This window comes from Streptomyces sp. NPDC005151 (assembly GCF_053599875.1).
In genome coordinates this window covers 1-15,503 of sequence record NZ_JBSFYR010000078.1, presented here as the reverse complement: position 1 = coordinate 15,503, position 15,503 = coordinate 1, and the positions used below count along the sequence as shown (strand labels likewise).

Sequence of the window (15,503 nt, the reverse complement as noted above, 5' to 3'; positions counted from 1 at the left end):
CTCTCTCGCGCTCCGCTCAGGTCCAGCGTCCGGTGCCGAAGGTCTCTTCGCCGAGCAGGCGCTCGCGCAGTTCGCCCCGGCGCACCTTGCCGGTAGTCGTCCGGGGGATCTCGTCCAGTGGCAGCAGGTGCGGCTCTCCGAGCGGCGGCAGGTCGGCGGTGGCGCGGCGCCATGCGTCCATGTCGAGTGTGCCGTCCGGGGTGCTCAGCACCGGCAGCGGGAGCTTGCCCGGGATTCCGATCACGGCAGCCTCGACGAGTTGTGGCAGCCGGTCCGCGAGGACGTCCTCCAGCTCGATGCAGCTCATCCTCGGAATCACGTCCACCTCACGGTCGAGAAGCCGGAAGCCGCCGCTAGCGGTGCGCATGCCGTAGTCGCCGGTGTTCCACCACTTACCGCGGGCCTTCTCCTGCCAGCGCTGCTGCTCGCCCAGGTAGCCGATACAGCGCCCATCGGTGCGGGTGAACAGCACTCCGGGCCGGCCGTTCGGGACCGGTTTCATCGTCACCGGGTCGACGACCTTCACCGCGGTGAAGCCAGGGATGGGGCGGCCGAGGTCGCGGGTGGTGGGATGCCGGTCGCCGGTGGAAGCCAACGCCCGGCGGGTGAGCAGGCGGAAAGTCATCGGACCGGTTTCCGACTGGCCCCAGCCCTGCAGCCAGGACGGGAAGCGGCGCTTGCTCGTGTTGAGGAACCGTCGGACCGTGGGCGGGTGCATGGCGTCGAAGGTGCTCACGAACAGCCTCACGTCCGCGAAGAGTTCCGGGCGTCGCTCCGCCAGTTCCTGCCAGCCGATGTAGGTGGCGGGCAGGGCCTCAAGGTAGGTCGGGGGCCGCTGGGCGAACATGCGCTCCGCGGTCGCCGGATCGGCATCGGTCAGCACCAGGGCATTCTTGGGCTCCAGCTTCAGGGTGCCGGTGCTCCAGGTGATCATGCGCATGTGGTTGTACGGGGTGGCCGTGGCCACTGTGTCGGAGCGCTTCATGGCGACGATCGGGAAGCGCAGCGATTCGGTGCGCCCGAGGTGGCCGAGCACGGTGTCGACGGAGTGCACCACCAGCTTGGGTACGCCGGTGGTGCCTGAGGTGTGAGTGGCGACCATCGGCTCGTAACCCGCGGTCCGGTGCACCCGCGGCATGCGTGCACCGCGCAGTTCCTCCAGGGTCACCGTGCCGGGTGCGCCGACGCCGACCGTCACCGTGCGCGGGACCAGGGACTTGAGGTCGAGGCCGTGCTCAGCGGCGCCCCGCAGGATGCCCTCGGTGGTGACGAGTACCTGCGCCTCGGCCCGCTTGAGCACAGTGCCGAGCGTGAGGGCCGGCAGACCGCCGGCTATGAGCACTGGCAAGCCGCCGAAACGCGCGGTGGCGCAGGCCAGCACCAGATAGTCCCAGTGGTTGTCCTTGGCGATGGCCACGCGGTCGCCGGCCCGTGCCCCGGCCGCGTACAGGGCGGCGGACATCTCCTCGACGAGTCCGGCCAGTGCGGGCACGGAGAACTCGGTGCCCGCCTCGGGCACGATGTCGAAGGGGCGGCTGAACTGGAAGATCGTGCTGCGGCCTGCTTGCGCCTGTTCGGCGAAGAGCAGCCCGAGGCCGGTGGGATTCTTCTTCAGAGTCATGTCTGTGCTTCCTGTCCGGAGCCGGAGCTGCCTCCCGGGGGACGCGGCTGCCGCCCCTCAGCTCGCGAAGTGGATGAGGTTGGCCACGACGACTCCGGCGACGCCCGTACGGAACGCCACAACTCCCCGCCTGCGTGCCAGCAGGGCGTCGCCCGTACCGCCGAAGGAGAGGAACTGCCTTATCCGGAGCGCCATCTGGGGCAGCAGCGCCACGAAATACCACCAGGGAGTCCATCCCGCCACCGAGGCGCCGAGGACCAGCAGCAGGTCGCCCGCGGAGAGCAGCCCGATGAAGTGCAGGTTGCCGCGCGCCGAAGTGCGCACCGCGACGGTGCTCCGTCCGACGGCCGCGTCCCCGCTGATGTCCTTGGTGTTGGAGTAGCAGGAGACCAGGATCTGCCAGAGCCCGAACAGCACCCCCTCCACCAGCACCGTGGCGGGCAGCCCGCCTGTCACGAAGCCGTAGGGGGCGATGACGATGACCAGTGGGCAGCCCATGATGAGTACTTCGCCAAGCCCCCGGTAGCTGAGTTTGAGGCCCCAGGAGTACTGGAAACCGGCCAGGAGGACCAGTCCGGTGATGGCCAGTGCCCACTTTGGCCGCTCCGGGGCGAGCATCGCGCAGGCAGTCCAGAACAGGACTCCCCAGAGCAGGCTGAGATAGCCGAACCAGGTTGCCTGAGAGACGTTGAGCGCACCGGTCAGCAGGGGCTTGCGCTCCAGCGGGCGCAGCGGGGTGCCACCGGTGCCGAGGTAGTTGGCCTGGTCGCTGCCGTCCCGGATGCCGTTGACATCGTCCAGCGCCATTACCGCCGACACCACGCCGACCTCGCCGAGGAGGAAGAGCAACAGGGTGGTGAGGGTGTCGGAGGCGAACCTCACGCTGCCGGCCAGAGCGGTCCACAGCACGAGGAGGCTCAGGTAGTAGTCGAGCACGAACTCGAACTTGGCGAGCCGCGTGTAGGCGACGAGTCGGGCGATGCCGGAAGCCGCCGGCCCCGTTTCTCCGCCGACGGCCGGGGCGGAAGCGGGGACAGGGTCTGATGGCTTGGGCACCGCGCCGACAGGAGTGGAGGCGTCCATTTCGTCTGTCGTCTGTCGTCTCTCGTTCTTCCGGCTTCCGGTTCAGCCGGCCTGGATGAGCTTCTCGGCGGCCCGGATGCCGGAGAGCATCGCCGCCTCGGAGATGGGCGAGGTGAAGTAGTCGCCGGCGAACACCACCGGCGCGTGCTGAAGCCCGATGACCCGCGCGGACATCCGGTAGCGCCCCGGTGCGGGCAGGGGCATCGCCTGCGGGCGGCTGGCGATCTCGAAGGGCTCGGCGTCGGCGGGGAAGTCCGGCCACAGCTGGGTGACCAGTCGGCTTGTCTCGGCGTACTGCTCCTGCGGCGAGAGCGGCAGGAGGCGGCGGGTCTGGGCCCGGCCCGGGTAGACGAAGGTGAGGTGCTTGTCTACTGGACGTCCCTCGCCGTCCCGGACCGTCCGCGGGAAGGTGATGATCGTCTTCACGGGCGGGTCGTCCGCCCCCGCGGCCACGATATGTGCCTCCGAGGGCATGCTGGAGAAGTCGACCAGGTACGAGACCGACAGGGCGGGCTCATAGACCTGGGTCTCCAGGAACTCGCGGGTGTCGCGGCCCACCACGTGGCTTGGCAGTGCGGCGGTGAGCTTCGCGGCGACCGAGGCGGTGGTGGAGACCACCACGTCGTCGAACTCCTCGGTCCGGCTCTCGCCGTCGGCGGTTCGGGCCGTGATGTGCACCCGCCCGTTGGTGACCTGCAGTTCGGTGACCTCGTGCTGGAGCCGGATGTCCGCGCCTTCGGCGTTGCGCTCGGCGATGACCTCCATGCCGTCGCGGAACACGTAGAACTTCGCGCCGGCCACCTGTGCCTGCATGGCCCGTACATGCGCGGCTGAGATGTCCTCGCACCGCCACAGCCAGAACGACTCGATTTCCGGGCGCAGCAGGTTGTCGAAGCCTTGCTGGGACAGGCTCTTGCGCGCGTACTGGGCCGCGGTGGTGCCGTCGTCGAACGGCGCGAGCGCGATCGGGTCGAAGATGTCGAGCTGCTTGCGCTTCAGGGTCTCCTTGAGCGTGCCCGTCAGGAAACCGATCCGGTCGCGCAGGCCCACGTGCGGGTAGGTGAGCAGACTGCGCATCGAGTCGGACAGGAGCTCGGCGGGCTTGCCCTTGTCCACAACGATGACGTTGTTGGACATCTCCACGAGTTGGTCCTCAAGGCCGTACTCGCGAATTCGCTCGAACATCAGCTTGTAAAAGCTGGTGAACCACAGGTTGATGCCGACCGAGGGCTCAATCTCCGAACGGTGCCACGAGCGGGCCCGGCCACCGAGTCCGGCGGCTGTCTCGAATATGACGACCTCGCGGCCGGCCCTGATCAGCTCCTTGGCGGCGGCGCAGCCGGCCATACCTCCGCCGATGACAGCGGTTCGTCCACGCTGGCTCATTCGCTTGCCCCTCCAGGGAATGTCTGGGATTGCCCTCGGCTCTTCGAGTCGCAATTTAGGAGGGTGAGGCGTTCGGCAGATATAGCAGTCACCGGCGGAATGACCCACACACACTTGTCATTGTCCTCACTCCGCACAGCGGGGAGGGTGGCCGGTGAGCGGGGAGCCCTCCCGTGGCCGGATGTCGGTCAACTGGTCTGGATAAGTTGAGACTTATCATTGCGAGCGAGCCTGTGCGCTCCCTACGTTGATCGTGTGGGCGGGACCGACACACCGGCAAGCAGGGCGTTTATCCTCGAAAGGTTGCTCAATGTTCGACTCACTGGCCAGATTCACCACACACCGCAGCAGGCTGGTCCTCTACCTCTCCGGTGTGCTCCTTGTGCTTGCGGGAGCGCTGGGCGGCTCGGTGATCTCGTCCCTGTCCGCCGGAGGGTTCACCGACGACTCGACGGAATCCGCGCGGGCCGCTGAGATCCTGGACGGGCGATTCGCTGCGGGCGCACCCAACCTGACCTTGATCGTCTCGGACAAGCGCGGCGTGGACGCCCCGGCGGTCGCCGAGGCCGGCTTGCGGCTCACCAAGCGCATCGGCGCCGAAGCCGGTGTGGAACAGTCCCTTTCGTACTGGTCCTTGGGCAAGGCGCCGGCGCTGCGCGGCAAGGGCGGCGACAGTGCCCTCGTCCTCGTACGCATCGCCGGTGACGAGGACAGGGTGCAGGATGTACTGCAAAAGATCCAGCCGAAATACGAGGGCTCGGTCGAGGGGCTCCAGACCCGGGTGGGCGGATCCGCGGTCGCCGGCAAAGAGATCACCGAGATCACCCAGGACGACCTCCTGCTGATCGAGATGGTCACCTTCCCGGTGCTGCTGGTCGTGATGCTCTTCGTCTTCCGCACCGTGGTGGCCGCACTGGTGCCGCTGATGGTGAGCGGCCTGACGATCGTCTCGGTGCTGTTGACACTCCGGGTCTTGACCTTGTTCACCGACGTCTCGGTGCTTGCCACCAACGTCGCCACAGGACTCGGGCTGGGCCTGGCCATCGACTACAGTCTGATCCTGATCAAACGGTACCGGGAGGAGTTGCAGGGCGGGGCGGACACCGACGCCGCCATCCGTACCGCGCTGCGCACGGCGGGCCGCACGGTCCTGTTCTCCGCCGCCACCGTGGCACTCGCCCTCGCGGGGTTGCTGGTCTTCCCGTTCTACTTCCTGCGCTCGTTCGCCTACGCGGGCATTCCCACCGCGCTGCTCGCCGCGGTGGTGTCCGTCACCTTCCTGCCCGCGCTGCTCAAGGCGCTCGGCCCGCGTATCGAGAAGGGCCGCATCCTCGGCCGCAAGGCTGAGAAGCCGCAGCCGCCGGAGGCCGAGCGTTTCTGGTACCGGCTCGCGACGAAGACCATGCGCTTCCCGATCGCGGTCACCGTTGTCGTGGTCGGCGTCCTGCTCGTCCTCGGTTCGCCCTTCCTTTCGCTACGCATGAGTCTGCCCGACGACCGAGTGCTACCTGCCGAGACACAGTCGCGGCAGGTGAGCGACATCCTGCGAAATGACTTCAACGCCCGCGAGTCGCAGGCATTGAACGTAGTCCTGCAGGACACCCCGGCTCCCGGCGAGCGCAAGATCGACTCCTATGCGCGGGAGTTGTCCACGCTGGACAACGTCGCCCGGGTCGACAGCGAGGCCGGCTCCTTCGTGGCGGGCAAGCTGAGTGTCCCGCCGGGCGTTGGCTCGGACCGGTTCAGCGCGGACAACAACACCTACCTCTCGGTGATTCCCCGGAGCGAGTCGATGAGCGAGGAGGGAGAGCGACTGGTCAAGGACATCCGCGGTACGAAGGCCCCGTACGAGGCGCGGGTCGGGGGCCCCGCCGCGGAGCTGGTGGACTCGCTGGACGTCATGTACGACCGGCTGCCGATCGCCCTCGCGATCATCGGTGTCACCACCTTCATCCTGCTGTTCCTGTTCACCGGCAGCCTGGTGCTCCCTCTCAAGGCCCTGGTACTCAACTGTCTGAGTCTCAGCGCCACCTTCGGTGTTCTGGTGTGGGGTTTCCAGGACGGTCACCTGGAGGGCGTCGTAGGCGACTTCGTGGTCACCGACAGCATCACGTGGACGGTGCCGCTGCTGCTCTTCTGCATCGCCTTCGGCATGTCGATGGACTACGAGGTCTTCCTGCTCTCCCGCATCAAGGAGGAGTGGGACCGCTCGGGTGACAACACTCTGGCGGTGGCACGCGGCCTTGAGCGCACCGGTGCGATGGTGACCGCCGCGGCGGGGCTGATCGCCATCGTGTGGCTCGGCTTCCTGCTCTCGGGCATCTCTTACCTCAAGGCCATCGGCCTTGGCCTGGCGATCGCGGTCCTGATGGACGCCACCCTGGTGCGCGGCGCCCTGGTCCCCGCGTTCATGCGGCTGGCGGGCCGCGCGAACTGGTGGGCACCGGCTCCTCTGGCCCGCTTCCACAAGCGGTACGGCCTGCGTGAGTCACCGGAGGCGGAGGTGGGGTCGGCCCGGACTGCCGACGGGGCCGCGGACGGCGCTCGGGACGAGTTCGCGCGTTCGCAAAGTATGCGCTGAGCACGGAGAGCCGCACCGGAGTCCCCTGCGGTCACAACCAACTGGTCGTGACCGCAGGGGGCTTCGGTCGTGCAGGCCCCCAAGGCGGCGTACCCGCACGGCGGGTGCCGAGAGTCCCCGGTCCCGATGGCCCGCAGCAGGTGGGAGTCAGGCTCATCTCACCCCGCCGGGGTCGGCTGCGCCACGTCGCTGGGGCCTCGGTCCGGACCCCGTGGCGAGCCGGATCAGTTCGGGGATGCGGTAGGTCTGTGCGGAGCCCGGCCCCGCATCGGCCAGCTCCACCATGTGGTGGTCCAGGAGGCGGCCCAGCATCAGTTCGGCGTCCCATGTGTCAACAGCGAGGACCCCCGCCGCCCGTGCGACACCGAAAGGCGCTCCCATACGGGCGAGCCTGGCCAGGGCCCCGCGTTCCCGCTCGGCCAGCCTCAGGCAGCCGGACACCATCCGTCCCTCCAGGTCGAGCGACCCGCTGCTCAACTCGTCGAGGCGGCAGGTCTCGGAGGCGAGCCGGTCGGCCATTTCGGTGACGGACCACATCGGGCGGGCGAGCAGTGTCTCGCCCGCTGCCCGGACGCCCAGCACGTGGTTGCCGGTCAGACGAATCACTCGACGGGCGGCGTCGAGGTCCGCCTCGATCCGCTCCCGCCCCGCGAGCGAGGAGAGCAGGGTGAGTGCGTCGTCGGTCGCCATCGGCGCCATCTTCACGATGACCGAGCCGGGCAGCCCTGGCAGCCGCACCCGTGAGGTGACCAGGACCGCGCTTCGTGAGCCGCCTGGAAGCAGCGGCAGGACCTGCTCGGGCGTACCCGCGTCGTCGAGCGTCAGAAGCAGTCGCCGGTGCGCGCTCCAGTCGCGGAAGACGCGCGCCAGTTCATCTGTCCGTTCCGGAATCTGCGACACCGGCATACCGATGTCCCGCAGCAGGGAGCGTAAGGCCGTCCGCGGATCGACCGGACCACCGTCCTCGTCGTGCAGCCGAACATATAGCTGTCCGTCCTGGAAGTGCGAGCGAAGCAGGTGCGCCGCCCTTATCGCCACGGTGCTCTTGCCCGTGCCCACCCCGCCGAGCACGGTGACGAGCTGCGGCGCGGCCGGAAGCGGGCCGTCGCACGGCGTCCTGGCGTGGCGCACGATCGCGTCGAGTTGTGTCTGTTGGCCAACGAAATCGTTTATGCCGCTCGGGAGTTGCGCGATGGGCAGCTGCCGGGAGGTAGGCCTCGCCGCCTTCGTCGCTGTGCGGTCCGGAGCGTCCACCGCCGCGCTCGGCCCCAGGTCCAGTACCGGCGACTCGTTGAGCACGTCGGACTGGAGTCGCTGCAGCCGGTGCGAGGGCTCGATGCCCAGCTCGCTGACCAGAGCGCGCCGCAGCTGGGCGAAGGCATGCAGCGCCGCCGTCCGTTGGCCCGAGCGGTAGGCGGCGAGCATGAACTGACCAGCGAAGTCTTCGTTCAGTGGGTGCTCGGCGGTGAGCTGCCGCAGTTCACCGAGGATCTGCTGATGACGTCCGAGCCGCAGGTCGGCCTCAGCCCGCAGCCGGATCGTGGTCATCCGCGCGTCGGCGAGTGGGGCGATCAGTGCTGCCAGGGAGGGACCGGTGTCGATGTTGGCGAAGGCATCGCCTCGCCACAGGGCGAGCGCTGCGCGCAGTACTCGGGCGGCCTCCCGTGGATCGTCCTCGTCGAGAGCGACGTGCCCCCGGGCCAGGTACTGCTCGAACTGCCACAGGTCGTACTCGTCCCGGCCCAAGCTGACCTGATAGCCGTTGGGACAGGTCAGGAGGCGTTCCCCAAAGCCGCCCGCGAACTCCTTGCGGAGCTGGTAGACGTACGTCTGGATGGTCTTACGGGCCAGACGTGGCGGTTCACCGTCCCAGAGTTCGTCCACCAGAGTGGAGACCCTCACCGCTTCGTTGGCGTGCAGCAGCAGCGAGGCCAGCAGTCGCTTGGCCATGGGTGCGGACGGTGTGCGACCCGCTCTGCTGCCGGTGATCTCCACGGCTCCCAGGACACGGATGGACAGGGACGGCACACCGTCGGACAGGGTGCCGGGAGAAGCAGGACTTTCGGTGGCCGGTTGCGTCAACTCTTCTTCTGTCCTTTCGATTCGCCTCTCCGGGATCTGGCACTGCTGGCTGGATCGAGGCATCCCGCTTCGCCTCGCCTGCACCTTTTGTCGGACTTGGATGGCTCTCTCGTGCAGCAGCTCTGACGCCCCGGAGTGAACCTACCGCCCTTCGAAAATATCGGGAAGATACTTCACTTCGCGAAGGCAGAGGGCGTCGATGCCGCCAGGCGCGTCGGTAACGAGACCCTCGACCGGGCCAGATCGGTGACGGACAAGCTTTCCAGCGGGATTGCCGAGCGAGCGCTCCGTCGGCGCGGGGACGACGAGGAACGCGACGAGGAAGGCTGAGTGAGCGGCGGCCGTCAGCCATGTGGGCTCTCCGGTTGGACTGGACCAGCGAGCCTCTCGGGCTCGGTATGCCTCGACAGGCTTCCCTTGAGCCGCTCTGGCCACGCCAGTGGCCACCTCGTCTGAGGTCCTTCCGGTGCTCTCGGTCTGCAGGACTTCAAGGCCGAGCGCCCGGCAAGACCGCGACTGTTCCTCCGCGGTCCTGAGCACTGCTGCCTGAACCTTGGGGGTGGTGCACTCTGTCGCGTGTCACCGTTTCTGGCATGCCGGTGAGGAGAGGCTTGATCGGCTGAGCCAGGGAGGTGGCCATCGTGCCGGGACCGCCGCAGATCACGCCCGAGAAAGAGATCAGGATCGTGCTGGTCATGCTCGCCGGGGAGGTGACGATCGCGGAGGCGGCCCGCAAAGAGGGCGTATCTGAGGTCTCGATCTCGGAGAAGTGGCGAAACAAGTTCCTCGACGCCGGCACACATGCGCTGACGGCGGGCCGGTCGCTGCTGGAGGCCGGCGGATTCGGGCCCCAGCTACACCCTCGATTGCGATGAGCCCGTAATGCGTAGGTCTCACTATCTGACGACGTGCACCAACCGCACTCCACACCTTGAGGCGGCTTCAAGGGCGCTTGGCCGGCCCGGAAGGTGGCCCGGCCAACCCCCAAGAGCGAGGCGGGGCAGGGACATCCCAGGGACTTTTCAGGGACTTTCACGTCTGTCTCAGGGAGATTTCCAGGGACTTTCCGCCGCGTGAGCAGGGAAGGCCCTGACAGCGCTGAAAGGTGGGAACGCGCTGGTCAGGGCCCATTCGCTCAGCACTCGATGATGTTGACCGCGAGCCCGCCCCGCGCCGTCTCCTTGTACTTCACGCTCATGTCCGCGCCCGTCTCCTTCATGGTCTTGATGACCTTGTCGAGGGAGACCTTGTGGGTGCCGTCGCCGCGCAGCGCCATCTTCGCCGCGGTGACCGCCTTGACCGCCGCCATGCCGTTGCGCTCGATGCAGGGGATCTGGACGAGACCGCCGACCGGGTCGCAGGTCAGGCCCAGGTTGTGCTCCATGCCGATCTCGGCGGCGTTCTCGACCTGTTCGGCGGAGCCGCCGAGGACCTCGGCGAGCGCTCCCGCGGCCATCGAGCAGGCGGAGCCGACCTCGCCCTGGCAGCCGACCTCGGCGCCGGAGATCGAGGCGTTCTCCTTGAACAGCATGCCGATGGCACCGGCCGCGAGGAGGAAGCGGACGACGCTGTCCTCCTTCTCGGCCTCGGTGGCGCCGCCCGCGGCGAAGTTCATGTAGTAGTGCAGCACGGCCGGGATGATGCCGGCCGCGCCGTTGGTCGGGGCGGTGACGACGCGGCCGCCCGCGGCGTTCTCCTCGTTGACCGCCATCGCGTAGAGGGTGATCCACTCCATCGCGTGGGCCTGCGGGTCGCCCTCGGCGCGCAGCTGGCGTGCGGTGTTCGCGGCGCGGCGGCGGACCTTCAGACCACCGGGGAGGATGCCCTCGCGTGCCATGCCGCGCGATACGCATGCCTGCATGACCCGCCAGATGTCCAGCAGACCGGAGCGGATCTCCTCCTCCGTCCGCCAGGCCCGCTCGTTCTCCAGCATGAGGGAGGAGATCGACAGGCCGGTGTCGCGGGAGAGCCGCAGCAGTTCGTCGCCGGTGCGGAAGGGGTGCTTCAGGACGGTGTCGTCGAGGACGATCCGGTCCTTGCCCACCGCGTCCTCGTCGACGACGAAGCCGCCGCCGACGGAGTAGTAGGTCTTCTCCAGCAGCGGGGCGCCGTCGCGGTCGAACGCGAAGATCGTCATGCCGTTGGCGTGGTAGGGGAGCGCCTTGCGGCGGTGCAGGACCAGCTGCTCGTCGGCGTCGAAGTCGATCTCGTGCATGCCCAGCAGGTTGAGCCGGCCCGAGGAGCGGATCGCGTCCACCCGGTCGTCGGCGGACTCCACGTCGACGGTACGGGGGGACTCGCCCTCCAGGCCGAGCAGGACGGCCTTGGGCGTGCCGTGGCCGTGGCCGGTGGCGCCGAGCGAGCCGAACAGCTCGGCGCGTATGGAAGCGGTGTGGGCGAGCAGGCCCTCGTTCTTCAGGCGGCGCGCGAACATACGGGCCGCGCGCATCGGGCCGACCGTATGGGAGCTGGACGGGCCGATGCCGATCGAGAACAGGTCGAAGACCGAGATGGCCACGGTGTGACTCCTAAGGGGTTGGTAGACGCCGTTGTCTGCCGGGTGGTGCGGTACGGACCGGTCGGTCCGAAGAGCAGCGGGACAAGGGTGGGGGCACCGCGCTCACTGTGCCAGTGTGCGTGGTGCCCCGCCCCAAACGTACGAAAAGCGACCCGGACTACTTCAGACCGGGGTACAGCGGGAACTTCTCGGCCAGCGCGATCACGCGGGCCTTGAGGTCGTCGGCGTCGTACGACGGCTTGAGTGCCGACGCGATGATCTCGGCGACCTCGGTGAAGTCCTCGGCCTGGAAGCCACGGGTGGCCAGGGCCGGCGTGCCGATCCGCAGACCCGAGGTGACCATCGGCGGCCGCGGGTCGTTCGGGATGGCGTTCCGGTTGACCGTGATGCCGAGCTCGTGGAGCCGGTCCTCGGCCTGCTGGCCGTCCAGCTCCGAGTTGCGCAGGTCGACGAGGACCAGGTGCACGTCCGTACCGCCGGAGAGGACGGAGACGCCGACCTCGGTGACGTCCGGCTGGACCAGACGCTCGGCGAGGATGCGGGCGCCGTCCAGGGTGCGCTGCTGGCGCTCCTTGAACTCTTCGGTCGCCGCGACCTTGAACGAGACCGCCTTGGCGGCGATCACGTGCTCCAGCGGACCACCCTGCTGACCGGGGAAGACGGCAGAGTTGATCTTCTTGGCGAGCTCCTGCGTCGACAGGATGACGCCACCGCGCGGACCGCCGAGGGTCTTGTGTGTGGTGGTCGTGACGACGTGGGCGTGCGGCACCGGGTTCGGGTGCAGACCCGCGGCCACCAGGCCCGCGAAGTGCGCCATGTCGACCATCAGGTACGCGCCGACCTCGTCCGCGATGCGGCGGAAGGCGGCGAAGTCCAGCTGACGGGGGTAGGCGGACCAGCCGGCGACGATGAGCTTCGGCTTGGACTCCTTGGCCAGGCGCTCGACCTCGGCCATGTCCACGACGCCGGTGGCGTCGACGTGGTACGGGACCACGTTGTAGAGCTTGCCGGAGAAGTTGATCTTCATGCCGTGGGTCAGGTGACCGCCGTGGGCCAGGTTCAGACCCATGATCGTGTCGCCCGGCTTCAGCAGCGCGAACATCGCGGCGGCGTTGGCCTGCGCACCCGAGTGGGGCTGGACGTTGGCGGCCTCGGCACCGAACAGCGCCTTGATCCGGTCGATGGCGATCTGCTCGACCACGTCGACGTGCTCGCAGCCGCCGTAGTAGCGGCGGCCCGGGTAGCCCTCGGCGTACTTGTTGGTGAGGACGGAGCCCTGGGCCTCCATGACCGCGACCGGAGCGAAGTTCTCCGAGGCGATCATTTCGAGGGTGGACTGCTGACGGTGGAGCTCGGCGTCGACGGCGGCGGCGACGTCCGGGTCCAGCTCGTGGAGGGAGGAGTTGAGAAGCGACATCAGGTGGTCCCTTGGAGTCTTTAGTTGCCGGAGAACTCGGTGTACTCGTCGGCGGAGAGCAGGTCCTTCGGCTCCTCCGCGACGCGTACCTTGAACAGCCAGCCGCCCTCGAAGGGAGCGGAGTTCACCAGCGACGGGTCGTCCACGACGTCCTGGTTGGAGGCGGTGACCTCGCCGGTCACCGGCGAGTACAGGTCGCTGACGGACTTGGTCGACTCGAGCTCGCCGCAGGTCTCGCCCGCGGTCACCGTGTCGCCGACCTCCGGGAGCTGGGCGTAGACGACGTCACCGAGCGCGTTGGCCGCGAACTCGGTGATGCCGACCGTGGCCACACCGTCCTCGAGGGCCGACAGCCACTCGTGCTCCTTGCTGTAACGCAGCTGCTGGGGGTTGCTCATGACCTGAATTCTCCTGTACGCGGGGGAGTGCTGATGAACGGTGGTCTTACGGTGTGAGACGCGACTACGTCACTTCTGGCGCTTGTAGAACGGCAGGGCGACGACCTCGTACGGTTCGTGGCTGCCGCGGATGTCCACTCCGACGCCCGTGGTCCCGGGCGCGGCGTGCGTGGCGTCCACGTACGCGATGGCGATCGGCTTGCCGAGCGTCGGCGACGGGGCGCCGGAGGTGACCTCGCCGATGACCTGGCCCTCGGCGACAACGGGGTAGCCGGCGCGCGGCACCCGGCGGCCCTCGGCGATCAGGCCGACGAGCTTGCGCGGCGGGGCGGTCTCGGCGCGCTCGGCGGCGGCCTCCAGGGCCTTGCGGCCGACGAAGTCGCCCTCCTTCTCGAACTTCACGACCCGGCCGAGACCGGCGTCGAACGGGGTCAGCTCGGTGGTCAGCTCGTGCCCGTACAGCGGCATGCCCGCCTCCAGGCGCAGCGTGTCGCGGCAGGACAGACCGCACGGGATCAGGCCACGGGAGGCGCCCGCCGCCGTGAGGGCCTGCCAGAGCTGCTCTGCGTGCTCGGGGGCGACGAACAGCTCGAAGCCGTCCTCGCCGGTGTAACCGGTACGGGCGATCAGCGCGGGCACACCGGCGACGGTGCCGGGCAGACCCGCGTAGTACTTCAGACCGTCCAGGTCGGCGTCGGTGACCGAGGCCAGGATGGCGGGGGACTCGGGGCCCTGGACGGCGAGCAGCGCGTACGCGTCGCGGTCGTCGCGCACCTCGGCGTCGAACCCGTCGGCGCGGGCGGTCAGCGCGTCCAGCACGATCTGGGCGTTCCCGGCGTTGGCGACGACCATGTACTCGGTCTCGCCCAGCCGGTAGACGATCAGGTCGTCCAGGATGCCGCCGTCCTCGGCGCAGATCATCGTGTAGCGGGCGCGGCCGACGGCTACGGTGCCGATGTTGCCGACCAGCGCGAAGTTCAGGAACGCCGCGGCCTGCGGGCCGGTGACGGTGATCTCACCCATGTGCGACAGGTCGAAGAGACCCGCCTTCGTGCGCACCGCGTTGTGCTCGTCGCGCTCACTGGCGTAGCGCAGCGGCATGTCCCAGCCGGCGAAGTCAGTCATGGTCGCGCCCAGCGAGCGATGCAGGGCGTCGAGGGCGGTGAGACGGGGGGCGTTGCTCATAGGTGTGGCTCCCAGGGCATGACGACGAGGACGATCCCTCCCCATCTGTCATCGGAACCTGAGAGGTTCGCCGAGAGACCCTCCGGGAGGGGTTCGGCTTGCACCTTGGGTGGAGCCGCGGGGCGACTCGCTTTTCAGATCTGCCTCATCCACGCGGTACGGGGCCTGAGAGATTCAAGGGAGGATCTTGCTCCTTCGGCGCCCGGCACACAGTGTGGCCGGAGCTCTCCCGCGCGGATTCAAGCGGCCTTTATGCAGTTGGCCGGGTCATCATTGCACGCATTGCGGAAGAGTGGGGCGTCGGTGCCCCATGCACAGGACGAGTAGTGGGACGGTTGTCTCGCATTACCTTTTCTTTACACTTCTTGGGCAGACGTGGGTGACCCGACAGGGGGAGGGCGATGACGTTGCAGCGGTACGCGACGACCGCGGGGGTCGCGCACGGCGCGATGCCCGCGCAGCCGGGCGCACCCGCCCGGGAATTGCCGGGCGCACACGCGCCCGTCGTGCGGGACCTGCGCGAGCGCGCCGGGCACAGCCCGCGCGAGCTGCATTTCGCGACAGGTGATGTGGTGGTGGTCTCCGGGCTGCCCGGAGGCGGAAAGTCGACACTGATCCGGCGGGCGGTGGCCGTACGGGCCATCGACTCCCAGGACACCCGGGACCGCTGGGCGCAGCGGGTGCCCCGCTTACTCCCGTACGCCCTCTACCGCCCGCTGGTCCGCGTCGCCCACTACTGGGGGCTGTGGCGGGCGCTGTGCTCCGGTGAGTCCGTCGTCGTCCACGACTGCGGAACCCAGACATGGGTACGGGGCTGGCTGGCCCGGCACGCACGGCGCCGCGGACGCACGCTGCATCTCGTGCTGCTCGACGTCACCCCCCAGGAGGCCAGGGCGGGCCAGCGCGAGCGTGGGCGCGGGGTATCCGGATACGCCTTCGCCCGGCACCGCAGGGCCATCGGCCGGCTGCTGCGGGACACCGAGGCGGGCACCCTGCCGCTCGGCTGCGCCTCGGCGGTGCTGCTGGACCGGGAGGCGGCCGGGATGCTGGCACGCATCATGTTCGCCGACGCCTGAGAGCCTGTCGGGTGACCTTCGATCGGAAAGCGGACGCGGTCTGGTGCGTGCGATTCCAAGACGCTGGAAGGTCCTCGGATGGGGTCTCCCCTGCTCGAACGAAGCTGAGAGCTTGGGGAAGGAGCTACTAGGGCATTTCGGCAACGCGGGAAGCGT

At 68.5% G+C, this 15,503-nt stretch carries 12 protein-coding genes and 1 riboswitch; of the genes, 4 read left to right on the top strand and 8 right to left on the bottom strand.

Annotated elements, in window-relative coordinates:
• Positions 1-16: 16 nt before the first annotated feature.
• The 3 genes from ACWD6R_RS30665 to ACWD6R_RS30655 are packed head-to-tail and all read right to left on the bottom strand — an operon-like array spanning position 17 to position 4,090.
• The gene (locus tag ACWD6R_RS30665) at positions 17-1,621 is read right to left on the bottom strand and encodes a class I adenylate-forming enzyme family protein (protein ID WP_451821672.1); all 1,605 of its coding nucleotides are present in this window, start codon (positions 1,619-1,621) and stop codon (positions 17-19) included.
• A gap of 57 nt (positions 1,622-1,678) precedes the next feature.
• Positions 1,679-2,704: a UbiA family prenyltransferase gene (locus tag ACWD6R_RS30660; RefSeq protein WP_451821671.1), complete on the bottom strand. Its 1,026-nt coding sequence runs from the start codon at positions 2,702-2,704 to the stop codon at positions 1,679-1,681.
• Between the two features lie 42 nt (positions 2,705-2,746).
• Positions 2,747-4,090 carry an FAD-dependent oxidoreductase gene (locus ACWD6R_RS30655; protein ID WP_451821670.1) on the bottom strand — a complete coding sequence of 448 codons (1,344 nt, stop codon included), beginning with the start codon at positions 4,088-4,090 and terminating at the stop codon, positions 2,747-2,749.
• A 310-nt stretch (positions 4,091-4,400) separates the two neighbouring features.
• On the opposite strand from ACWD6R_RS30655, the gene ACWD6R_RS30650 reads away from it, so the two are divergent.
• Positions 4,401-6,671 carry an MMPL family transporter gene (locus ACWD6R_RS30650; RefSeq protein ID WP_451821669.1) on the top strand — a complete coding sequence of 757 codons (2,271 nt, stop codon included), beginning with the start codon at positions 4,401-4,403 and terminating at the stop codon, positions 6,669-6,671.
• 153 nt (positions 6,672-6,824) lie between these two features.
• On the opposite strand, the gene ACWD6R_RS30645 is transcribed toward ACWD6R_RS30650, so the two are convergent.
• The gene (locus tag ACWD6R_RS30645; protein ID WP_451821668.1) at positions 6,825-8,753 is read right to left on the bottom strand and encodes a BTAD domain-containing putative transcriptional regulator; all 1,929 of its coding nucleotides are present in this window, start codon (positions 8,751-8,753) and stop codon (positions 6,825-6,827) included.
• 135 nt (positions 8,754-8,888) lie between these two features.
• Between ACWD6R_RS30645 and ACWD6R_RS30640 the strand changes: the two genes are divergently transcribed.
• Both ACWD6R_RS30640 and ACWD6R_RS30635 read left to right on the top strand, forming a co-directional pair.
• Positions 8,889-9,083 carry a hypothetical protein gene (locus tag ACWD6R_RS30640; RefSeq protein ID WP_451821691.1) on the top strand — a complete coding sequence of 65 codons (195 nt, stop codon included), beginning with the start codon at positions 8,889-8,891 and terminating at the stop codon, positions 9,081-9,083.
• Positions 9,084-9,385: 302 nt separating this feature from the next.
• On the top strand, positions 9,386-9,628 hold the full coding sequence (locus ACWD6R_RS30635) for a hypothetical protein (protein WP_451821667.1): 243 nt from the start codon (positions 9,386-9,388) through the stop codon (positions 9,626-9,628).
• A 260-nt stretch (positions 9,629-9,888) separates the two neighbouring features.
• Here the strand turns inward: ACWD6R_RS30635 and ACWD6R_RS30630 are convergent, their stop codons facing one another.
• From ACWD6R_RS30630 to gcvT, 4 genes are all read right to left on the bottom strand, one after another.
• Positions 9,889-11,271: an L-serine ammonia-lyase gene (locus ACWD6R_RS30630; protein ID WP_451821666.1), complete on the bottom strand. Its 1,383-nt coding sequence runs from the start codon at positions 11,269-11,271 to the stop codon at positions 9,889-9,891.
• A gap of 157 nt (positions 11,272-11,428) precedes the next feature.
• A complete protein-coding gene (gene glyA, locus ACWD6R_RS30625) occupies positions 11,429-12,688 on the bottom strand; it encodes a serine hydroxymethyltransferase (protein ID WP_451821665.1) in 1,260 nt (419 codons plus the stop codon).
• 20 nt (positions 12,689-12,708) lie between these two features.
• The gene (gene gcvH, locus ACWD6R_RS30620) at positions 12,709-13,086 is read right to left on the bottom strand and encodes a glycine cleavage system protein GcvH (RefSeq protein ID WP_037690095.1); all 378 of its coding nucleotides are present in this window, start codon (positions 13,084-13,086) and stop codon (positions 12,709-12,711) included.
• 69 nt (positions 13,087-13,155) lie between these two features.
• Positions 13,156-14,271: a glycine cleavage system aminomethyltransferase GcvT gene (gene gcvT / locus ACWD6R_RS30615; protein WP_451821664.1), complete on the bottom strand. Its 1,116-nt coding sequence runs from the start codon at positions 14,269-14,271 to the stop codon at positions 13,156-13,158.
• 144 nt (positions 14,272-14,415) lie between these two features.
• A riboswitch (glycine riboswitch) is annotated at positions 14,416-14,513 on the bottom strand.
• 159 nt (positions 14,514-14,672) lie between these two features.
• On the opposite strand from gcvT, the gene ACWD6R_RS30610 reads away from it, so the two are divergent.
• Positions 14,673-15,347, top strand: a complete 675-nt coding sequence (locus ACWD6R_RS30610; protein WP_451821663.1) for an AAA family ATPase — start codon at positions 14,673-14,675, stop codon at positions 15,345-15,347.
• Positions 15,348-15,503 lie beyond the last annotated feature (156 nt).